We start from the raw sequence: 20565 nt of genomic DNA on the forward strand, positions 1-20565 counted from the left end.
TACCTCAGGGCCCCAGTGGCTGGCGGAGAACGTGCTGCGGGACAAGTGGGTGCTGGCAGTGGCCGGGACCCATGGCAAGACCACCACCAGCAGTTTGCTGGCCTGGATCCTGGAGTACGCCGGCATGGCGCCGGGCTTCATGATTGGCGGGGTGCCAGCCAATTTCGGGCTGTCGGCCCGCCGCGGCGACAGCGATTTTTTCGTGGTCGAGGCCGATGAGTACGACACGGCGTTTTTCGACAAGCGCTCCAAGTTCGTTCACTACCGGCCGCGAACCCTGGTGGTCAACAACCTCGAGTTCGACCACGCGGACATTTTCCCGGACCTGGCGGCTATCCAGCGCCAGTTCCATCACCTGCTGCGCTGTGTGCCCGGTGAGGGCCTGGTGCTCCACCCACCGGGCGTGCCGGCGATCGACGAAGTGCTGGCCATGGGCTGCTGGACGCCGGCACAGACCTTCGGTCTCTGCGCGGCTGCGGACTGGGCGGGGGAGCTGCTGACGGCGGATGCTGCCTGTTTTACCGTGACAGCGCCCGGCGCGAAGCAGCTGGGGGTTGAATGGGGTTTCCTCGGCCGGCACAACGCCGAGAACGCCCTGGCCGCGATCGCCGCCGCCCACCACGTCGGCGTGCCGCTGGAGCACGCGGTCGCCGCCGTGCGCGAGTTCCGCGGAGTCAAGCGGCGGCTGGAGCTGCTGGGACAGATAGGCGGGGTGACGGTTTACGACGACTTTGCCCACCACCCCACCGCGATTGCCACCACTCTGCAGGGGCTGCGGGCAAGCAGCGCCGGGGGGCGGGTCATCGCCCTGATTGAGCCGCGTTCCAATACCATGCGTATGGGAGAGCATCGTGCGCGACTGGCGGAGAGCACCCGCGACGCCGACCAGGTGTACTGGTTCCAGCCCGCGGGCATGAACTGGTCGCTGGACGCCGTGATTGCCGACAGTCCGGTTCCCGCCAGCGTCAGCAGTGACGTCGGCCAGCTGGCGCAACAGGTTACACAACAGGCGCGACCCGGTGACCGGGTTGTCATCATGAGCAACGGGGGTTTCGGTGGTATTCACCAGATCCTGCTCGACGAACTGAAAGCGGCGAATTCCTGATGGTTGCACACCCCTTGCTCAATACTTATGACGCCCTGGTTCTGCGGCGCCCGTGGATCTCCCTCGCGCTGGTCGCGTTGCTGCTGATTGCCAGTGCCTCCCAGCTCGGCAAACTGAAGCTGGATGCATCCGCCGACTCCCTGATGCTGCAGGGCGACCCCTCGCTGGATTTCTTCCGCGAAATATCCGAGGAATACAGCGCCGAGGATTTCCTGCTCCTCACCTGGCAGCCTGAGGCGCCGCTGCTCAGCGATGAGTCCCTGTTGCCGCTGCGGCGCATGGCCGACGAGTTGAGAGAGCTGCCCCGGGTATCCTCGGTGGTCACGGTGTGGGATGTACCGCTGCTGGAAAGTCCCCCTGTCAGCCTGTCCGACATTACCTCCGGCGACCCGCTGCCGAACCTCAATGACCCCGGCATCGACCGCGGGCTGGCGCTGCAGGAATTCACCAGCAGTCCCATCTACGCTGAACTGCTGGCCAGTCGCGACGGCGAACTCACCGCCGTGCAGGTCAACCTGCGGCGGGACGAGCGCTACTTCGAGCTCCTGCAGGAGCGCGACCGCCTGCGGGCTAAAGATGCCGAAGGCACCCTGAGCAGCGCCGAGGCTCAGGCGCTGGAGGATGTCACTGTCGCTTTCAAGGCCCACACCGCGCAGGCGCTGGAGGCACAGAGCGCATTGGTACAGTCGGTGCGCGATATCGCGGACGACTACCGCAGCCACGCCCATATTTTCGTCGGTGGCGTACCGATGATCACCGCCGACATGGTGAGCTTTGTCCGCAGCGACCTGGTACTGTTCGGCAGCGCCATCCTCGGCGTGATGCTGGTCGTGCTGGTCGTCATCTTCCGTCGTGTGCGCTGGACAGTCATTCCGTTGCTGACCTGTGTATCAACTTCCACCGTCATGCTGGGTCTGCTCGCTTTCCTGGACTGGCGGATGACGGTCATCTCCTCCAATTTTGTGGCGGTGTTGCTGATTATCAGCCTGGCGATCGCCATCCACCTGGTGGTGCGCTATCGCGAACTGCATGCCCAGCACCCTGATTGGAGCGAGCACGAACGCGCCCTGCAGACGGTGGCGTTGATGGCCGTACCCTGCATTTACACCGGGATTACCACCATCGTGGCCTTCATGTCCCTGGTTGTCTCCGGAATCCAGCCGGTCATCGACTTCGGCTGGATGATGACCGTGGGCATCGTGGTGGCAATGGTGCTGGCCTTTGTCCTGGTCCCGTGCCTGACCGTGGTGTGGCCCAGGGGCAGGCCGTTCGTGTACAAGCAGGAGAAGCAGCCGCTGACGGTGTATTTTGGCCGCGCCACGGAGCACTACGGCGGGACCATCCTGGTGGTCACCGGGATCATCGTCGGCCTGACCGCGCTGGGGATCTCCCGCCTGCAGGTCGAGAACCGGTTCATCGACTACTTCAAGGAAAGCACCGAAATCTACCAGGGCATGGAGCTGCTCGATTCGCGCCTGGGCGGCACCATCCCGCTGGATATCATCCTGTCCGCGCCGGATGCAGATGCGCCGCTGCCCGGCCTGGAGAACCTGGATCCCGCATCGCAGGCGCCCGCCGACGATGACGAATTTCTCGCCGGGGACGACAGCTTTGGCGCCGGCGACAGCCTCGCCGGCAATGACTGGGACGACGAGTTCGGTGCGGACTTCGACAACTTCAGCACCGGCGAGGATAGCTTCACTCCCAGCTACTGGTTCAGCCTTGAGGGCATGCGCACCCTCGACAGCGCGCACCGCCACGTCGACCAGCAGGAAGAGACCGGCAAGGTCCTGTCCCTGTCCACCACCTTCGCCGTGGTCAAGGACCTGCTGGGCGATGACATCGGCAGCGTGGAACTGGCCCTGGTGCAGAAGAGCCTGCCGCAGGATGTGGCAAAGCTCATGGTGGAACCGTACTTCTCCGAGGCGAAGGAGCAGGCACGCATCAGCGTGCGGGTCATGGAAACCAGCGAACAGCTGCGCCGCGATGCTTTCCTTGACCGGCTGCACGACGAGCTGGTGGAAGTGACCGGCCTGGAGCCCGGGCAGGTCCAGTTCACAGGGATGCTGGTGCTGTACAACAACGTCTTGCAAAGCCTGTTCAAGTCCCAGATCCTCACTCTGGGGGTGGTCTTTGCGGCCATCCTCGCCATGTTCCTGCTGTTGTTCCGGTCCCTGTCCCTGGCCTTTATCGCCCTGGCGCCGAATATTGTCGCCGCGGGCCTGGTGCTGGGTGTCATGGGGTTGGCAGGTATTCCGCTGGATATCATGACCATCACCATTGCCGCAATCGTGGTCGGTATCGGCGTGGATGACTGCATCCACTATGTGCACCGCTTCATGCACGAGTTCCCCGAGGACCGCAACTATCTGGCGACCATGCACCGCTGCCACTACAGCATTGGCAGGGCGATGTACTACACCACGGTAACCGTGGTGATCGGCTTCTCCACCCTGACCGTGTCCAACTTCAATCCGAGCCTGTACTTCGGCCTGTTGACGGTGCTGGCGATGGTCGCGGCGGTGATCGGCGCCCTGTTGCTGCTGCCCAAGCTGATCCTGGTGCTGCGCCCCCTGGGTCCGGAGGGCGAGCCCGCAGCAGAGGGCCGCAGTTAGTGGAGTGCCGGGCCGGCTGTGGCGCCTGCTGTGTGGCGCCATCCATTTCCACGGCGTTCTACGGCATGCCGCAGGGCAAGCCTGCGGGGGTGGCTTGTATCCATCTGACCCGGGATCGCCTGTGTGGACTATTTGGAGATTTCCGCAGACCAGCGGTGTGCAACAATTTCCAGGCCGAGTATGCTGTTTGTGCCGATGATCGCGAGACTGCGCTGGTGAACCTGCAGCAGCTGGAGATCCTCAGCCGTCCGGACTGAACAGGAGTTGCCCATGCCCACCACAGAAATGCCCCTGTTCCCGCTATCCGCGGTACTGCTGCCCTACGGCCGTATGCCGCTGCAAATATTCGAGCAGCGTTACCTGGATCTCATCCGCGACTGCATGAAAAGCAGCTCCGGCTTTGGCGTGGTGTGGCTGCGGCGCGGCGAGGAGATTGCGCAGCGTGGCAGCGAACAACAGCTGGGTGATACCGGCACCGTGGCCCGTATCGTGGATTTTGACCAGCTTCCCAACGGCCTGCTGGGCGTGACGATCCAGGGTTGCGAGCGTTTCCGCCTTGGCGATACCCGGGTGGCCAAAAACGGCCTGGTGCTTGGCGATGTAGCGCTGGAGACCATGCCTGAGGCTGCGGCCCTGGACGAAGAGTGGTCGCCGCTGCGGGAGATTCTGGAGAACCTGGGGCAGCATCCCCATGTCCGTCGCATGGGTCTCGATATCGACTTCGAGGATGCCTGGCAGGTGGGTTACACCCTGGCCCAGCTCCTGCCTTTGGAGGAGTCGTTGAAATATGCGCTGCTTAACGCCGAGGATGTCGATGAGATGATGGACCAGCTGGATCTTATGCTCAGCGAGATCAGTGGCGAAGGCTGAGAGGGGGCCATCCCGGGCCCGCCCATGTTCTACCTTGATCCGGACAGTCCGCTAAGCCTGCAAGGCCAGCTGCGCCAAAAGATCGTGGAGGCGATCATGGTGGGCAGCCTGGCCCCGGGCCGCCGGCTGCCGTCGTCGCGCAAGCTCGCATCGCAGCTCGGCGTCGCCCGCAACACGGTGGTGCTGGCCTATCAGCAACTGATGGACGAGGGCTACTTGCTGACCCGCGAGCGCAGCGGCATTTTCGTCAACGAGGAGGTGCTGGTCCGGCGGGTCAGCTATCAGCCGGTGAGCCGGGGCGAGAGCTCCAGCAGCATTGACTGGGGGAGGCGCCTGCGTCAGGTGCCTGAGAGCGAGGCATTCCAGGCATCGCCTGACTGGCAACGCTATCCCTACCCGTTTATCGACGGCTACTTCGACCAGGCACTGTTCCCGGTGCATGAGTGGCGAGAGGCCAGTCGCCTGGCTTTGGGTGTGGGAGAGGTAAATGCCTGGAGCCGCTATCGCGGCGACGCGGATGATCCGCTGTTGCTGGAGGCGATCCGCACCCGGTTGCTGCCCGGTCGGGGGATCCAGGTAGCGGACGAGCAGATCATCGTGCTCCCTGGCATTCACGCGGCGCGTGCGCTGTTGGCCAGGCTGCTCACGGCCCGCGGCGACACCCTGGCAGTCGAAGATCCCGGTTCCCCGGAGTGGCGCTCCCTGTTGCTGGAACGCGGTGCGCGACTGGATTTCCGGCCGGTCGACGGCGAGGGGATGGAGCCGCCAGTGGCGGGACCGCACACCCTGTTCGTGGTTACGCCCAGCCACCAGTTACCGACGGGCATTACCATGAGCATGTCGCGACGGCAGGAGATCCTGGCTCGCGCGGCGGAACTGGACGCTTTGGTGATCGAGGACGACCATGCGGCGGAGACCAACTACCTGGGCCAGCCCCACCCGGCGCTGCAGAGCATGGATAGCAGTGGCCGCGTGGTGTACCTGTCCTCCCTTGCCCAGGTGCTGGCCAGCAGCCTGCAATTGGCTTTTATTGTGGCGCCGGTCGAGGTGGTGCAGGCCGCACGGCGGCTGCGCCGCATTCTGTTTGGCACGCCCCCGCGCAACAACCAGCGCACCATGGCCTATTTTCTGTCCCTCGGGCACTACGACAGTTTCCACCGCCGTCTCGACGCGGTGTTCCGATCGCGCTGGCTGGCCCTGCGTGACGCCCTCAATCACTACCTGCCCAGCCTTGTGGTGACCGCGCCCAGCCAGGGAGGGACCGCCCTGTGGGTCAATGGCCCGGAGTGGCTGGACGCCCGGGTGCTGGCCCGTGAAGCTGGCCGTCGCGGTGTCTTGCTGGAGCCGGTGGGCCACTACTACCACACCGCCAGTCACCCGGAAAACTGCTTCCGGCTGGGGCTGACCAGCCTTGACGAGAGCCAGGTCCGCGCTGGCGTGGCTGCACTGGCGGCCGTGATTCGCGACCTGTCGAAGTCACATGCGGAGACCCTCGACAGCGCCCGGGGCGAGCGTGTCAGCGGGGCTCTGTTGCGCAGTCGGCTGGCGGGTGCGGAGTTGCACTTCACCACAGTCTACGGTGATCCCGCCAGTATCCGTCTGCATCAGGACGGCAGCATGACGGGTCAGGCCGGCTACGCTGGCGAGGACTCGGACCGCGGCGTGTGGTGGGTAGAGGACGAATTCTGGCTCCGTCGCTGGGAGCAGTGGTCCTACGGCAAGACCCTCGCACTCTATGTGGTTATCGACGGCAACCAGATCAAGTGGTTCGACCGCGACCGGCAGCTGGTCGATGCCGCGCACATCCAGTGGCCGCCGCCACAATCCTGAACTGGACTCATCCACGGCGCCGATCTGGCGCTAACCCCGCCTGGTTGTCGTAGCTAAGCTGATTTCCGGTGTCGGAGCCCTGTCGCCCCGAATACAGCAGACTGCCGCAGGAGATATAGATGGCCCGCTTTGCAATCGCCGGTCTACAGCTGGAGCTGACCAACCAGGACAATCTCTATGTCATCAACGCAGAGATAGAGAAGGTCATGGCCCGCTTTCCCTGGGTGCAGATGGTGGTGGTGGGAGAGCTGGCGACTCTGGGGCCTGAAACCCGGCATGCCCAGCGGCTGCCTTCGGATATTGAAGCGCACTATTGCAGACTGGCCGCGCAGTACGGAATCTGGCTGGTGCCCGGTACGCTGTTCGAGCGTCGCGATGATGAGGTTTTCAATACCCTGCCGGTCATCAACCCCGAGGGTGAGGTGGTTGCCCGTTACCGCAAGATGTTTCCGTTCTACCCCTATGAGAAAGGCGTCAGTCCTGGGACCGGGTTCGTGGTCTTCGATGTTCCCGGGGTTGGCCGCATGGGCGTCTCCATCTGCTACGACGGCTGGTTTCCTGAAACCACCCGGACCCTGGCGTGGATGGGAGCGGAGCTCATTATCCACCCCACGATGACGAATACGATCGACCGCGACCTGGAGCTGGCCATCGCCCGTACCAATGCGGCGGTAAACCAGTGCTATTTCGTCGATATCAATGTCGCGGGCCGGCTGGGCAACGGCCGCTCTATCGTCTGTGGCCCGGAAGGGAACGTCGTTCACGAGGCGGGCATTGGCCACGAGGTCATCGCTTTCGAGGCGGATTTCGAGCTGGTGCGGCGTACCCGGGAGCGGGGGCTGATGGGCTTGGGTCAGGTGCTGAAAAGTTTTCGCGACAGTCCGGTCAAGTTTCCACCCTACCGCCAGGGACATGCCAGCCCGGCGCTGCAGGCCCTGGGAGAACTGCGGCTACCCGGGCGCGAGGGGCAGGCGACGGATGTGGACTCATAGGCAATAGAGAACTGGCCCTATGACCTGCTCCGGCAGGCTCGTAACGTGGGCCGGGTGACAATGAGGGCGGACCACCGCCACGAACTCAAGGTGAGGGGCTAGAACATGACGATACTCAACACGCGCAGGAAAACGCTTTCCCTGGCAGTGGCTGCGAGCGGTGCTCTGCTGTTGCCGGACTACAGCTTCGCCCAGGGTACGGTACTCGAGGAAGTGAGGGTCACCGCAACCCGCCGCGATGAATCCATACTCGATATCCCCTACAACATCTCCGCCGTCAGCGGCGCCAGTATTGAAGCCGCCCAGATTACCGATCAGGCGGAACTGCTGCGCTCGATTGCCGGGGTGGGCATCATTGATCGCGGTTATCGCAATTCCGGCACGGTCAACACCATCCGTATCCGGGGCCTCAACGTCGATAGTTCCATCGTCGGCGATTTTGCGGTGGCGTCGGCGCCGACGGTTTCGACCTATGTCAACGACACGCCGGTATTCGCCAACTTCGTGCTCAAGGACCTTGAGCGGGTGGAGGTGCTGCGGGGACCGCAGGGTACGCTCTACGGCTCCGGTTCGCTCGCGGGTACCGTGCGTTACATCATGCGCGAACCGGAGTTCGATGAACTCAATGGCAAGGTTGCCGCGGGTCTCAGCCAGACCAAAGGCTCCGATGGCTGGAACTGGGCTACCGACGCGACCCTGAACCTGCCACTCACGGACACGCTGGCCTTGCGGGTGGTCGCCGGCCAGAATGACTACGACGGGATAACCGACTACAGGAACGTCTACGTCCTTGACGGCAGTGGGGTGCCGGTTGCACCCAATGGCGTGCTGGCGACGGATGCTGTCTACCGCGATGTCGAGGACGCGGACGATGTGGATATCTGGTTTGCGCGGGCGGCCCTGCGCTTCCAGCCCAATGATCGCTTCGATGCCACGCTTAGCTACCACACCCAGTCCGATGATATCGGTGGCCGCCGTGGCACCACTCGCGGCAGCAACGGCGCCGGTGAGCCCTACGGCGACAACGAACTGGGTGCAGTGCTGCTGGAGCCGTCCTCCCGGGACATCGACCTGGTCAGCCTGGAGGCGGATATCGATCTCGGCTTCGCCACCCTGACCTCCAGTACCTCGCACTACGAGCACAGCGGTGACGGCGTCAGCGAGAATACCGGCTTCTACGCGCAGCTCGGTTGGCTCGCCGCCTTCTACTACAACTACCCGCGGCCCATGGCGGCTGCTGTCCGCAGCTATGACGACAAGAGCTTTGTCCAGGAATTGCGGCTGGTATCCAGCACCGAGGGCACCTTCGACTATCTGCTGGGCGCCTATTATCAGGACCAGACCATCAAGTCCGGCCAGGACAGTTTTCTGCTGGGGTTCAAGAACTGGGCGGATGCAGCGTTCGGCCCGGGTGTGGTGATCGATGACCAGGATTTTCTCTACCGCAGAAGCGAGGATTTCCGCGACTTTTCGCTGTATGGAGAGCTGACCTGGCACATTACCGATACTGTCCACCTGACCGGTGGGGTGCGCTACTTCGACAACAAGTCAGATATCGATACATTCCAGCAGATCAGCTTCTACGAGGGCTTCCGGCCCTCGGCGGAAGCCAGGTTCAGCCGGGATGATTCCGACGCCCTGTTCAAGGTCAACCTGTCCTGGGACATGAACGACAACACGCTCCTGTACGGCACAGTATCCGAGGGTTACCGGCGTGGTGGCGCCAACGCCGTGCCCACGGTGGGGATCTTTGCCGAGGACCCGGCCTGGCAGCTGTATGACTCGGATACGGTGATCAACTATGAGCTTGGGATGAAAGGCAGCCTCGGCTCCCACACCTATACCGCAGCCCTGTTCTACGTGGACTGGGATGACGTGCAGCTGAATTCCTCCACCACCAACTGGGCCTTCTTTGCGGTCCAGAATGGCGAGGAGGCCACCAGTCAGGGCCTGGAGCTGGAAGTGAGCGGGCCGCTGGCGGAGGGTCTGACCTACACGCTCGGTTACGCCTATGTGGATGCCGAGCTGAGTGCGGATCTGCTATCGGCGGACCCGGCGGTGACCGCGCCCGTAGCCACGGATGGGACACGCCTGCCGGGGGCACCCGAGCACAGCTTCAACCTGACGCTCAACTACACCCGGGCCCTCACCGGGGATATGAACTGGACTACGCGCGTGGACGCCTACTACCAGTCCTCCAGTGAAAACAGTATCAGCCCCTCGGTGCGCTTTGCCGAAACCCTGGACGGCTTCCAGCTCTGGAACCTGACCACCGGGGTGGCGACGGCGTCCTGGGATGTCAGCCTGTTTGCCAAAAACCTGTTCAATGAAGATGGCGTGACGGGGATCTACAAGGAGGAGTACATGGGCACCGACCCGGCCCAGAATTACTTCGGCAATGGCGCAAAAGAGGTGATTTCGCTGCCCCGGACCATTGGCCTGGCCGCAAGCTATCGCTTCTGAAGCTCCTGGTTTAGGCTCTTCTCCGGAACCGTGCGGAGGAGGTGGCGTGAACGGGAAGGATGATCTGCTGGAACAGGCCGCCGCGGCATTGCACCGGGGCGACTTGCGGCAGGCACAGCTGCTCTGCCAGCGGGCCCTGCGAGCGCAGCCAAGGCAGGCCCGGGGCTGGATGCTGGCGGCGAAGCTGGCCCAGGCAAGTGCCGATTACGACAGCCAGTGCAGCGCCGCGGCGCGCGCCGCGGCGCTGGAGCCGGGCAATATCGGGATCCAGCTTGGCTACGCCGAGGCTCTGGTGCTGGCGGGCCAGCTGGATCAGGCCCGGTCCCTGGTTGCAGCCCTGGAACCGCGCACGCAAACGGCGGCCGATTGGGCGGCGCTGGGCCGGTTTTACCTGTCGGCGGCAGACTACGCCGCGGCAGTGGCGGCCTATCGCCGGGCGGCGGCGCTGGCGCCCGGGGATCCGGCGGCGCAGGCCAATCTCGCCAGTACCCTGGCCATCATCGGTGCCGACCGGGAGGCGGAGCAGCTGCTCGACCGCCTGCTGGCGCAGGATCCGCTGGATGCTGACAGCCACTACAACCGCGCCACCCTGCGCCGGGTGGCGAAAGGGGACAACCACATTGCCGAGATGACCGCGGCGCTGCAGATGGGGCCCCCTGACGAGGCGCCGCTGTGTCACGCCCTGGCCAAGGAGTACGAGGACTGCGGTGACTTTGCGAGGGCCTGGAGCTATCTTGAGCGCGGCGCTCGTGCCCGCCGGCAGCGCTTGAGCTATCGGGTGGAGCGCGACGAACAAAGCATGGCGGATATTGCGCAATACTTCGATGCCCGCTGGCTGCAGCAGCAGCGCCGAGGCGAGGCGGTTCCGGGGCCAATCTTCGTGCTGGGCCTGCCGCGCAGCGGCACCACCCTGGTGGACCGGATGCTGGCCAGTCACAGCCAGGTGGCCAGCCTGGGTGAAATCAACGATTTCGCGCTAGCCCTGGTGCGGGCAGCGGGCCCGCATGCCAGCCGGCGTGAGCTGATGGCGCAGGCGTCGCGTGCCGATATGTCGGCGCTGGGCCGCGACTACCGGTCGACCACTGCGCAGTATGGAGCGCAGGCTCGGTACCTGGTGGACAAGACACCGCTCAACTTCCTCTACCTGGGCATTATCGTTGCGGCGTTGCCGGGGGCCCGTATCCTGCATCTGCGGCGCCATCCTGTGGCTACCTGCCATGCCCTGTACAAGACCCTGTTTCGCATGGCCTGCCCGTTCAGCTACGATCTCGGTGACCTCGCCCGCTACTATCTGGCCTATCAGCGCCTGCTGGATCACTGGCGCCAGGTGGTCGCTGCAGACAGCTGGCTGGAGGTGGACTACGAGGCGCTGGTGGCCGCCCCGGAGGACCAGCTGCGCCGCATGCTCGCTGCCTGCGATCTGCCCTGGGAATCGGCTTGCCTGGATTTTCACAGCAATCCGGCTCCGGTTGCCACCGCCAGCGCGGCCCAGGTTCGTCAGCCGGTACATACCCGCTCGGTGGATCTCTGGCGACACTACAGCGCGGGATTGTCGCCGCTGATCGAGCAGCTCCAGCATGCGGGAATCAACTGTGACTGACCCGGCGGGCGGTCGACTGGTGGCAATGCTGCGCTGGACGCTGCTGGTCCTGGCGGCACTCCGGGCCGACACTGTGTTGGCAGAGGATCCTCCCGAAGGGGAGCTGCAGCTGCAGTTTGGCGCCGCGGACAGCTTCGTTATCGAAGTGGACCGGCTGGGCCTGGGCGCGAGTTTCGCCGGCCAGGTGGACCGCCTGCCAGTCCTTGCACTGGAGCTGGCCGCCGATGGCAGCGTGCTGCTTCCCGCCCGGCGGCTGCCCATTCCGGGGCCCCATCCCCTGTGGCAGGCCGTCGCGGGTGAGGGGGTATGGGAACGCGATGCCCGCGGCAAGCTGACACTGCAAATGCCGCTGGACCTGCTGGAACAGGGTGCCAACTGTATTCATTACGGGGAGCTTGCAGTGAGCTTGCCGGCCGACGGTGACGGCTCCGCAGTACTGCAGGTGAGTGGCCAGACTTGCGAGTACTTCAAATTTAGCGCCCGCTTCGAGGGCAGCGCTAGTTGGCGCCCGGTCGAGCTGGCAGTGGAGCAGAGCCATTCCCCGCGGTTTCCCGTCTACAAGCTGCAACAACTCAGGCGCGATAGCGGTATTGATGGCTCCCTGCTGGCGCCGCCTGCAGGTGTGAGCCACGAGCATCTCACGATGGCCGGGCTGCTCCTGGACGGGCGCCACTACCAATCTGCCTGCGCCGTGGCGGCGGGCCCGGCGCGACGCTGCGAGCAGCTGCCACTGCCGACATTCTCCCTCTCCAAGAGTCTGGTGGCAGGGACCGCACTCATGCGCCTGGAGCGACTGGCGCCCGGCAGCCGCCAGCGCACTATCGGTGAACTGTTGCCCGCCTGCGACGGGAACTGGGGTGACGTGACCCTGCAGCAGGCTCTGAACATGCAAACCGGGCGCTATGAAGCCACAGCTTACTTCGAGGATGAAGCGGCAGCCATTGCCAGCCCCCTGTTCCTGGCGCCGGATCACGCCGCCAAGCTGGCCTGGGCTTGCAGCGCATATCCCCGCAGGGAGGCTGCCGGAGGGCGCTGGGTGTACCACACCAGTGACACCTATGTGCTGGTCAGCGCCATGGCGATGCTACTGCGCGAGCTGCGTGGCACCGAAAGCGCAGATCTCTACAGTGACCTGCTCTTCCGGGAGGCATGGGCGGAACTGCAGCTGGGACCGCTTGCGGCCTTCACCCGGCGCACGGCAGACGCGGCAGCGCAGCCGTTCGGCGGCTGGGGCCAGCTGTTGACTGCGGATGATCTGCTGCAGCTTGGCCTGTGGCTGGCCGAGGAGGCGCGGAACCCGGCACTGCTGGACCCCGCCATGGTGCGCGCAGCGATCTCCCCGCAGGGGGCGTTGCCCGGGGTCGCGACGGGCGTGGTCGGACTGCGCTACCAGCACGGTTTCTGGCTGCTGGACGCGGCCCCGGCACTGGGATGCCGTAATCCCTACTGGATTCCCTTTCTGTCGGGCCATGGCGGTATCACCCTGGCCTTGCTGGCTGAAAACGTCCTCTACTACTACGTCAGCGACAACAATGAATTCCGCTGGCTGGCCGCGGTTAGCGCGGTGCATCAGCAGCGACCACTCTGTCACTAGCCCGGAACCCGCCATGAGCCAAGCTACTGCTCCCACATCTCGCCGTACCCTGTCACCGCACGGAGAATGGGCGCGCGTCGCCCTGGCCTTCCTGGCAACGGCGGGCCTGTTCTACGTCAATATCATGCCGGCCCTGGTCGATGGCCTGGTGGAAGGCCTGGGTTTCTCCAACCGGGACGCCGGGCTGGTCGGGTCCGCCAATGTCTATGGCGCCGCCCTGGGGGCGCTGGCGGCGGTATTCGTGGTGCGCCATATCCGCTGGCGGCGGGCGGCATTCCTGTTGCTGCTGACGCTGATCCTGCTTGATCTGGTCTCCATCCTGCTGCGCCTGCCCCTGATGCTGGTCGCCGTCCGCTTTGTGCACGGAGCGGTAGGCGGCTTGCTGGTCGGCATCGGTTTTGCTGTGATTGCCCGCACCCTGAAGCCGGATCGCACCTTTGGCTACCTGCTGTTGGTGCAGTTTGGGCTGGGCGGTCTGGGCGTAATGCTGCTGCCGCCGCTGGTACCGGCGTTCGGCACCAGCGCCCTGTTCCTGTCCCTGGTCGCCTTCAGCGCGGTGACCCTGGCGATGCTGCCGTTTCTCGACGACTACCCCGTGACGGTGCCCGGGGTCGGGGCTCCACCGCCTGCGGCAATCCGCTGGGCCCCGATGCTGGCGGTGCTGGCCGCGCTGTTTTTGTTCCAGGCAGCCAATATGGGCCTCTATGCCTTTATCATCGGCATGGGCAAGCACTATGGGCTGAGCATGGCTTTTATCAGCCCCACCCTGGGAGCGGCGGCCTGGGTTGGCATCATAGGTGCCCTGCTGGTGGTGGTCATGGCGACGAAGTATGGGCGCTGGTGGCCATTGTTCCTGGGCATGAGTCTCACCGTGCTGGGCACTGTCCTGCTGCACTGGAGCGGACAGCCCTGGGCTTTTCTGCTGGCCAACTGCGGGGTGGGTATTACCTGGGCTTTCGTGATTCCCTACCTTCTGGGAATGTGCGCCCACTTCGATCCGGTGGGACAGATGGCGTCACTGGGTGGCTTTGCTTCCAAGATGGGGCTGGCCAGCGGGCCGCTGCTGGCGGCCCTGTTCCTCGGCGACAACCGCTATGACCTGGTGATCAACGCCGCTGTCCTGGCGCTGATCCTGTGCACCGTGGTCATCATGCGCCCGGCCAGGTTGCTGGACCGGGAGGCTTCGGGCTGAGTGCTCTCTGGTCTGGTGTGTTGATTGCAGGGCTGCTCAGGACGATCCGAGTCTGGCCAGGAACGCCGCTATTTCCTTGCGCCGCGCGGTGTCGGAAATCGCACGAGCGGGGCGCGGGGGAGCGTTCAGGGCTCGCTGCAAATGCTGTTTCGCCGCCTCGGATTGGCCCTGATCGGCCAGGAACTCGGCCATGAAGAAGTTGCTGTCCATCCCATCCGGATCGGCCTTCAGGCCATCCTCCAGATACTGGCGTGCCTTCTTGTCGCTGCCGAATCCCACCGGCCACCCCGGGACCTTGGCATAGAGCGTACCGAGGCTGGTCAGGGCGGCGCCATTGACAGTATCAGGATCAATGTCGATAGCCTGTTCAAAGTACCTGCGAGCGGCTTTGGCGTGCTTCAGCGCCCCGAGGCCGCCAGCGACACCGGCGTAGGATGACTCCACAATACCGCACCAGGTCAGTGCCTGTGCATCACCGGGCTGTAACGCGAGCAGGGAGTTACAGCTGTCGATCAGGGTTTCGAACTGTTCCTCTCGCTCGGGCGCGGCTACGATAAAATTGATCTGCTCCCATTGCTCGCGCACCGCGGTCACATCCGCGGTCGGCGCAGCTCTTGTGCCCAAAGCCGATAACGAGAACGCCAGAGCAAGGGGCAGGGTTCTGCAGCAGCGATTTTTCACCAGGTATTTCATACAGTAACCTCCTGAAAGTTGCCTGTAGTGTAAGCGCTGATTCTTACCTCAGGCTTAGCCAGCCCAGCTTGTTCGGGCCGTGGTTTCCCGGAGGGGATTTTCTGTGCTACAACTGCGCGCCTTGTTTCCTGTATCTACAGAGGTTGAAACTCATGGAGCGGTTTGACGGCAAAGTAGCCTTTGTGACTGGCGCGGCCTCTGGCATCGGGCTGGCGACTGTATCCCGTCTGGCGCGCGAGGGTGCCAGGGTATACGCCTCCGATATCAACGCGGAGTTGCTGGCGCGGGAAACCGCGCTTCTGGCGGGGCAAGGGCTGCAGATACACAGCCGGGTGCTGGATGTTACCGACGAAGCTGACTGTCGGGCGGCGGTCGCGGGCTGCGTAGCCCACTATGGCAAGCTGGATGTCCTCTGCAATGTTGCCGGGATGGTACTCACGAAGAATTTTCTCGATATGGCAGCAGCGGAATGGGACCGGGTCATGGCGGTCAACAGTCGCTCGGTATTCGTGCTCTGCCAGGCGGCGCTGCCCCATCTGCTGGAAACCACTGGCAACATCGTCAACATTTCCTCCACGGCGGGGTTGCAGGGGCTGCCCTACAACAGCGCCTACTGCGCCAGCAAGGGCGCGGTATTGTTGCTGTCCAAGTCGCTGGCGGTGGAGTTTGCCAGTCGCGGGGTGCGGGTCAATGCGGTCTGCCCCGGCGCCGTAGATACCCCGCTGGTGAAGAACATCGAGGTTCCCGAAGGCGCCGACATGGCGCTCTATGGCCGCATGTTCCCGCTCACGAGCTATTACGCCCAGCCAGAGGAAATCGCCGGTGCTGTCGCCTATCTCGCATCCGACGAAGCGAAATTCGTCACCGGCTCGGCTATGGTCATCGACGGTGGCCAGACCGCAATTTGACAGCGAGAGCTCAGCCCATGCCGCGGAAGAAATGCTGTACGTTGGTGCTGAGGGTGGCCAGGTCGTAACCACCTTCCTGCACCACGAGGGTGGGTAGGGACAGCTCGCCAATGGCTGCGCCCAGGCGGGTGAAACCCTCGCTGGTCACGGCGACCTTGGCCTGGGGGTCATCCTTGTAGATATCAAAGCCCAGGGCCAAAACCAGGGCGTCGGGCTGGAACAGGGTGATGGCCGCCAGGGCCTCTCCCAGCCGGGTAAAGAAGTCCTCCTCGGAGGAGCCGTGGGGCATGGGCAGGTTGATGTTGTAACCCAGCCCCTCACCCGCGCCGCGCTCGTCCTCGAACCCGCTTACTACCGGATAAAAATTGGTCGGGTCGCCGTGGATGGAGACGTAGAGCACGTCGCTGCGGTGGTAGAAGATGTCCTGGATGCCCTGGCCGTGGTGCATGTCGGTATCGAGTATGGCGATGCGCGGGAAGCGTGTCGTCAGGTGCTGGGCGGCGATGGCGGCGTTGTTCAGGTAACAGAAGCCCCCTGCCGCATCCCGGCGGGCGTGGTGCCCCGGCGGGCGGCACACGGCGTAGGCGTGTTGATCACTCGCCAGCAGCGCCTCGGCCGCGGCGATTGCAGACTGGGCCGACCAGTAGGCGGCGTCCCAGGTGTTGGCCCCCACCGGGCAGCTGCCGTCGGCCAGGTAGCGCGCCGCCTCCGCCAGGATGCCGCGCAGGGCATTGGGCTCCCGAACAAAAATATTGGACATCACCTCCTCGCCCCAGTCCTCGGGAATCTCCATCCAGCGCTGATGGGCCGACTGCAGGAAGCGCAGGTAGCCGAGGTCGTGAACCCGTGAAATAGGCCCCGCGCCCCGGTCCGGCGGCTCGGCAATCGTTACTCCCATAGCCTGCAGGCCTTCGAGCATATGTCCGGTGCGGTCCGGGACCTCCTGCGGCTGGCGCATCTGGCCGCGGGTAAAATAGGTTTTCGGAATGTGCTGGTCCTGGGCGGAATGGAAAAATGCCTGCATTGGCTCACCTCGTCGCTGCGTGTCGGGCCAGTATAGAGAGCTGGTCGCGGAGGTCAAAAGTCATCTGCGGGCGATTCTGTTCCGCACGGTACCCGGCGCAACCCGGACACGGCATAATGCAGGGTCCTTCAAGCCCGATACAGGAATCCCGCAACATGCCCGCGCCCGCCGTACCCGTTATCGACCTGCGCGCCCGGCGTGACGCCGTCGCCGCCCAGCTGGCGGCTGCAGCGGCCAGCTGGGGCTTTTTCCAGGTGACCGGCCACGGTATCGCGCCGGCCCTGGTGGCACAAACCCAGGCTACAGCGCGCGCATTCTTTGCCAGCGATCCGGCGCTCAAGCAGGCCGTCAGCCGAACCCTCGACAACCCCTTTGGCTACTACGACCGGGAGCTCACCAAGAATCTGCGGGATCGCAAGGAGATTTTTGATTTCTCGCCCCGGGGAGAAACGCCCTGGCCCCCTGGCATGCCCGCGCTGCAGCCCGCGCTGCAGGCGTTTGCCGATGCCTGCCATGCACTGGCGCTGGAGCTGGTGGAGCTCCTGTGCGAGGGTCTGGCTCTGGCACCGGCCAGTCTCGCTGCCCACTTTGTGCCGGGGCACAGCAGCTTCCTGCGCCTGAACCACTATCCCACTGAGGATCTGCCGCTGCCGGCGGATGCTCCCCCGCCTAGCCCGTTCGGGATCAGTCACCATACGGATGCCGGTGCCCTGACCGTGTTGTTGCAGGACCAGGTGCCCGGTCTGCAGGTGCAGCATGACGATGCCTGGCTGGACGTGAGCCCGGTGCCGGGTGCGCTGACCATCAACGTCGGTGACATGCTCCAGGTATGGTCGAATGATCGTTACGTGGCACCCTTACACCGGGTTCGCGCCAGCACGGACAGGGCGCGCCTCAGCATCGCCTGGTTTCTCAATCCGGGCTATGACTCGGTCATCGAACCGCTCCCGGGCCTGTTGTCTTCGGACGCGACCGCGCACTTCCGCCCGTTGCCCTGGCAGGAGTTTCGCGGCCTGCGGGCTCTCGGCGATTACGGCGACTATGGCGAGGAAGTGCAGATCAGTGACTACCGGCAGTAGTAGCGGCGTGGCGTACAGCTTGTGCTATGCTGGCCCCATGTTCGATGCGTATTTTTCCTTGGGCGACTTTTCTCAAAACCGGATGCAGAGTGCCACCGGCGTTTGCCCCGTGCCCGGCGATCAGGCCTTCCTGCCGGCCTGATCGTCGCACCACCCCTGCAGGTAGATCCTTGATTCCAACAGCGTCTGCAGTAGCCTGATTTGGCAACTTTCGCGCTGTAAACACCAATGCAAGCGTACCTCCTGTCGGCTCCTGCGAGCGACAGCCCCGAGTGATGGAGCTCCAGCCATGAACAGTACTGCAACAAACTCTCCCATAACCATCCGGGATAGCGATTACCGCCGCCTGCAGGCAGCTATCGAGCACCATGACGGTCCGCAGGCGGATGCCCTGGATGAAGAGCTTGCCCGCGCCGATACCGTCCCCGATCAGGAGTTCCCCGATGGCATTGTCAGCATGCATTCCCGGGTGACCTTCGAGGACACTGACGCGGGGCAGGAAACCACCGTGACCCTGGTCTATCCTCAGGAAGCGGATGTGGACAAGATGCGGGTATCCGTATTGACCCCTGTAGGCAGCGCACTTATTGGCCTGGCGGTGGGTGGCCAGATCGAATGGCCGCTGCCGTCGGGACGCGTTCGTCACCTGCGGGTGAAGTCTGTGGTTCAGGGAAATGGCTCACTGAGCAGCGACTGAACCTTTGCGAGGGAGTCCGTTATGGACAGTTTTACGCGTCGATATCTGTACCTGCTGGGGGTTGTTCTGCTGGTGGTTCTGGTCATGTGGCTGACCGGGCGGGACGGGCGGGTAGCAGAGCTGAACGCACAGCTGGCGCAAGACCCGTTGCTGGCGGACTATCCCTACGAGTTTCGTGTCCTGGAGATCGAGAACAGGGTGGCGATAATCAACAGCCCCCGCTCGGCCCGGATGTCGGTGATGCATTTCCTGTACGCGGCCTTCCCCGAGTTGCAGGGCAAGGATGTGCAACACCCGGACATGGTTGCAGCCCAGGAGCGGCTGGCTCGCGTTCAGGCCCGTGCCGCCTCCGTGGTGGAGGGGCATCCAGAGGTGGACAGGGTGCGCTGGGAGCTGGACGAGCGCTGGTTAGCGGAGCGCGGCGTGACGCTGCAACCATGAGCCGCCTTCAGAACTGCACGCCGTCAGGTACTGAGTAGCTGTCGAGCACGTCGATATAATTGGCCCGCGCGTAGTCGGATGGATTCGGTGCGTGGCGGCAGCTCAAGCTCCCGCGCAGCTGATCGACGGATAGGTACTCCTTGTCCTCCAGCCAGCGCTGCATGTCCGTGAGCAGGGTCTCGATGAGGCCCGGCCCGCGCTGCAGGAGGGCGCTGCACAGGTGTACCACGTCGGCCCCGGCGAGCAGGGCCTTGAGCGCATCCGCTGCGGTATGAAAGCCGCCTGTCACCGCCAGATTGCAGTTGGTATGGCCGTGCAGCATGCCCACCCAGCGCACTCGCAGCAGGGACTCGATGGAACTGGAGAGGTCCAGTTTCGGTGCCATCGCCAGTGTGTCCAGGTCGATATCCGGCTGGTAGAAACGATTGAACAGGCACACCCCCTGTACCCCGGTCTGTTCCAGTTTGCGGACGAAATCCAGGGGCGCGCTGAACTGTGAGGAGAGCTTCATGGTTACCGGAATGCTGACCCGGGGCCGCAGTGCCGCGGCAATATCGAGGTAGCGTTGCTCCACCGCCGCGCCGGTTTCATTGCTGTCGCCGGGCACGTAGTACACATTCAGTTCCAGCGCGTCGGCTCCCGCGTCCTGGATGGCCAGGGCGCACTCCAGCCAGCCGCCGGCGGTGACGCCGTTGAGGCTGGCAATTACCGGGATATCCAGCGCGGACTTGAGCTGCTGCAGGGTCTCCAGATACCGGTCCTCGCTGGATGTGTAGTCTGCCGGGATGGGTCGGAAGCTGGTTGCTTCACCGTGGCCCAGTGACTGTTCATCCAGGAAACGGTCCAGCAGGGCGTGCTCCTGCTGGATTTTCTCCTCGAACAGCGAGGGCATGACAATGGCGGCGGCGCCGGCCTCCTGCAGCCGCAGGGCGCTGTCGAGCCTGCCGGTCAGGGGCGAGGAGGAGGGCACGATCGGGTTCTTCAGCGCCAGGCCCAGGTAGTGGGTACTCAGGTCAGCCATGCTCAGGTGTCTCCCCATTCTGGTTCTGGTCACTTTTCTTGCGCAGCTGGGCGCGCGGGGCCGACAGCGTGGCCTCCTCGCTCCAGTCCAGCTGTGACAGCTGCAGGTAGTGCTGGTAGCGCAGGGCCACGTCGTGCTGGGCCTGGGCGACGAACGCTTCCGCCGCCTCCGGGTGGGTGTGCCAGAGCATCCGGAAGCGGGTCTCGGACTCGGCAAACTCCCGGTAGGGAATGCTGGGTGCTGGCGAGTCCAGCAGCAGGGGGCTCTGGTGCTGGGCCAGGCGTGCCGGGTTGAACCGGAACAGGGGCCAGTGCCCGCTCTTTACCGCCATATCCTGGTGCCGATGGTTGTTGCTCAGATCCACGCCGTGGGCGATACAGGGGCTGTAGGCGATGATCAGGGACGGGCCGTCGTGGGCTTCCGCCTCGAGGAAAGCCTTCA

18 protein-coding genes are annotated in these 20565 nt (G+C 64.2%); 14 read left to right on the forward strand and 4 right to left on the reverse strand.

Translation table 11 applies throughout. The annotated features are described in order from the left end of the window. The 10 genes from mpl to RJQ10_RS13120 all read left to right on the forward strand — a co-directional run. On the forward strand, nt 1–1105 hold a 1105-nt coding region (gene mpl, locus RJQ10_RS13075; protein ID WP_350147288.1), incomplete at its 5' end, for a UDP-N-acetylmuramate:L-alanyl-gamma-D-glutamyl-meso-diaminopimelate ligase. Further along, nucleotides 1105–3720, forward strand: a complete 2616-nt coding sequence (locus tag RJQ10_RS13080; protein ID WP_350147289.1) for an efflux RND transporter permease subunit — start codon at nt 1105–1107, stop codon at nt 3718–3720. The genes mpl and RJQ10_RS13080, both read left to right, overlap by 1 nt. Continuing rightward, nucleotides 3720–3977 carry a YkgJ family cysteine cluster protein gene (locus tag RJQ10_RS13085; protein ID WP_350147291.1) on the forward strand — a complete coding sequence of 86 codons (258 nt, stop codon included), beginning with the start codon at nt 3720–3722 and terminating at the stop codon, nt 3975–3977. Before RJQ10_RS13080 ends, RJQ10_RS13085 begins: the two co-directional genes overlap by 1 nt. A gap of 13 nt (nt 3978–3990) precedes the next feature. Continuing rightward, a complete protein-coding gene (locus tag RJQ10_RS13090; protein WP_350147293.1) occupies nt 3991–4590 on the forward strand; it encodes an LON peptidase substrate-binding domain-containing protein in 600 nt (199 codons plus the stop codon). Between the two features lie 24 nt (nt 4591–4614). Continuing rightward, entirely contained in the window at nt 4615–6420 is a 1806-nt protein-coding gene (gene pdxR / locus RJQ10_RS13095) for a MocR-like pyridoxine biosynthesis transcription factor PdxR (protein WP_350147295.1), read from the forward strand. Between the two features lie 119 nt (nt 6421–6539). Beyond that, nucleotides 6540–7412, forward strand: coding sequence for a carbon-nitrogen hydrolase family protein (locus RJQ10_RS13100; protein WP_350147297.1), 873 nt, complete (start codon nt 6540–6542; stop codon nt 7410–7412). A gap of 105 nt (nt 7413–7517) precedes the next feature. Beyond that, complete coding sequence (locus RJQ10_RS13105) at nt 7518–9875, forward strand: TonB-dependent receptor (protein ID WP_350147299.1); 2358 nt, start codon at nt 7518–7520, stop codon at nt 9873–9875. 46 nt (nt 9876–9921) lie between these two features. Further along, nucleotides 9922–11475 (forward strand): tetratricopeptide repeat-containing sulfotransferase family protein, encoded by a 1554-nt coding sequence (locus RJQ10_RS13110; protein WP_350147300.1) that lies wholly within the window; start codon nt 9922–9924, stop codon nt 11473–11475. Next, complete coding sequence (locus RJQ10_RS13115) at nt 11453–13069, forward strand: serine hydrolase (RefSeq protein WP_350147302.1); 1617 nt, start codon at nt 11453–11455, stop codon at nt 13067–13069. Before RJQ10_RS13110 ends, RJQ10_RS13115 begins: the two co-directional genes overlap by 23 nt. 13 nt (nt 13070–13082) lie before the next feature. Further along, on the forward strand, nt 13083–14261 hold the full coding sequence (locus tag RJQ10_RS13120; protein ID WP_350147304.1) for an MFS transporter: 1179 nt from the start codon (nt 13083–13085) through the stop codon (nt 14259–14261). A gap of 36 nt (nt 14262–14297) precedes the next feature. On the opposite strand, the gene RJQ10_RS13125 is transcribed toward RJQ10_RS13120, so the two are convergent. Next, nucleotides 14298–14954 carry a tetratricopeptide repeat protein gene (locus RJQ10_RS13125; protein WP_350147306.1) on the reverse strand — a complete coding sequence of 219 codons (657 nt, stop codon included), beginning with the start codon at nt 14952–14954 and terminating at the stop codon, nt 14298–14300. Nucleotides 14955–15106: 152 nt separating this feature from the next. On the opposite strand from RJQ10_RS13125, the gene RJQ10_RS13130 reads away from it, so the two are divergent. Further along, the gene (locus RJQ10_RS13130; protein WP_350147308.1) at nt 15107–15862 is read left to right on the forward strand and encodes an SDR family NAD(P)-dependent oxidoreductase; all 756 of its coding nucleotides are present in this window, start codon (nt 15107–15109) and stop codon (nt 15860–15862) included. Between the two features lie 10 nt (nt 15863–15872). On the opposite strand, the gene RJQ10_RS13135 is transcribed toward RJQ10_RS13130, so the two are convergent. Continuing rightward, nucleotides 15873–16886, reverse strand: a complete 1014-nt coding sequence (locus tag RJQ10_RS13135) for a histone deacetylase family protein (RefSeq protein ID WP_350147310.1) — start codon at nt 16884–16886, stop codon at nt 15873–15875. Between the two features lie 155 nt (nt 16887–17041). On the opposite strand from RJQ10_RS13135, the gene RJQ10_RS13140 reads away from it, so the two are divergent. From RJQ10_RS13140 to RJQ10_RS13150, 3 genes are all read left to right on the forward strand, one after another. Continuing rightward, the gene (locus RJQ10_RS13140) at nt 17042–17965 is read left to right on the forward strand and encodes a 2OG-Fe(II) oxygenase family protein (RefSeq protein WP_350147312.1); all 924 of its coding nucleotides are present in this window, start codon (nt 17042–17044) and stop codon (nt 17963–17965) included. Nucleotides 17966–18254: 289 nt separating this feature from the next. Next, nucleotides 18255–18662: a nucleoside diphosphate kinase regulator gene (rnk, locus tag RJQ10_RS13145; RefSeq protein ID WP_350147314.1), complete on the forward strand. Its 408-nt coding sequence runs from the start codon at nt 18255–18257 to the stop codon at nt 18660–18662. 21 nt (nt 18663–18683) lie between these two features. Beyond that, entirely contained in the window at nt 18684–19103 is a 420-nt protein-coding gene (locus RJQ10_RS13150) for a hypothetical protein (protein ID WP_350147316.1), read from the forward strand. A 7-nt stretch (nt 19104–19110) separates the two neighbouring features. Here the strand turns inward: RJQ10_RS13150 and RJQ10_RS13155 are convergent, their stop codons facing one another. Together RJQ10_RS13155 and RJQ10_RS13160 are read right to left on the reverse strand one after the other, a co-directional pair. Continuing rightward, complete coding sequence (locus RJQ10_RS13155) at nt 19111–20124, reverse strand: dihydroorotate dehydrogenase-like protein (RefSeq protein ID WP_350147318.1); 1014 nt, start codon at nt 20122–20124, stop codon at nt 19111–19113. Next, on the reverse strand, nt 20117–20565 hold a 449-nt coding region (locus RJQ10_RS13160; RefSeq protein ID WP_350147320.1), incomplete at its 5' end, for a thiamine pyrophosphate-dependent enzyme. The genes RJQ10_RS13155 and RJQ10_RS13160, both read right to left, overlap by 8 nt.

The organism is Haliea sp., from assembly GCF_040222615.1.
Taxonomy (GTDB): domain Bacteria; phylum Pseudomonadota; class Gammaproteobacteria; order Pseudomonadales; family Halieaceae; genus Haliea.

What these genes read in the sequence shown, in the direction of transcription:
- RJQ10_RS13080 (WP_350147289.1), top strand. Translation starts at nt 1,105, where the DNA reads ATGGTTGCACACCCCTTGCTCAATACTTATGACGCCCTGGTTCTGCGG.
- RJQ10_RS13090 (WP_350147293.1), top strand. Translation starts at nt 3,991, where the DNA reads ATGCCCACCACAGAAATGCCCCTGTTCCCGCTATCCGCGGTACTGCTG.
- pdxR (WP_350147295.1), top strand. Translation starts at nt 4,615, where the DNA reads ATGTTCTACCTTGATCCGGACAGTCCGCTAAGCCTGCAAGGCCAGCTG.
- RJQ10_RS13100 (WP_350147297.1), top strand. Translation starts at nt 6,540, where the DNA reads ATGGCCCGCTTTGCAATCGCCGGTCTACAGCTGGAGCTGACCAACCAG.
- RJQ10_RS13105 (WP_350147299.1), top strand. Translation starts at nt 7,518, where the DNA reads ATGACGATACTCAACACGCGCAGGAAAACGCTTTCCCTGGCAGTGGCT.
- RJQ10_RS13115 (WP_350147302.1), top strand. Translation starts at nt 11,453, where the DNA reads ATGCGGGAATCAACTGTGACTGACCCGGCGGGCGGTCGACTGGTGGCA.
- RJQ10_RS13120 (WP_350147304.1), top strand. Translation starts at nt 13,083, where the DNA reads ATGAGCCAAGCTACTGCTCCCACATCTCGCCGTACCCTGTCACCGCAC.
- RJQ10_RS13125 (WP_350147306.1), bottom strand. Translation starts at nt 14,954, where the DNA reads ATGAAATACCTGGTGAAAAATCGCTGCTGCAGAACCCTGCCCCTTGCT.
- RJQ10_RS13130 (WP_350147308.1), top strand. Translation starts at nt 15,107, where the DNA reads ATGGAGCGGTTTGACGGCAAAGTAGCCTTTGTGACTGGCGCGGCCTCT.
- RJQ10_RS13135 (WP_350147310.1), bottom strand. Translation starts at nt 16,886, where the DNA reads ATGCAGGCATTTTTCCATTCCGCCCAGGACCAGCACATTCCGAAAACC.
- RJQ10_RS13140 (WP_350147312.1), top strand. Translation starts at nt 17,042, where the DNA reads ATGCCCGCGCCCGCCGTACCCGTTATCGACCTGCGCGCCCGGCGTGAC.
- rnk (WP_350147314.1), top strand. Translation starts at nt 18,255, where the DNA reads ATGAACAGTACTGCAACAAACTCTCCCATAACCATCCGGGATAGCGAT.
- RJQ10_RS13150 (WP_350147316.1), top strand. Translation starts at nt 18,684, where the DNA reads ATGGACAGTTTTACGCGTCGATATCTGTACCTGCTGGGGGTTGTTCTG.
- RJQ10_RS13155 (WP_350147318.1), bottom strand. Translation starts at nt 20,124, where the DNA reads ATGGCTGACCTGAGTACCCACTACCTGGGCCTGGCGCTGAAGAACCCG.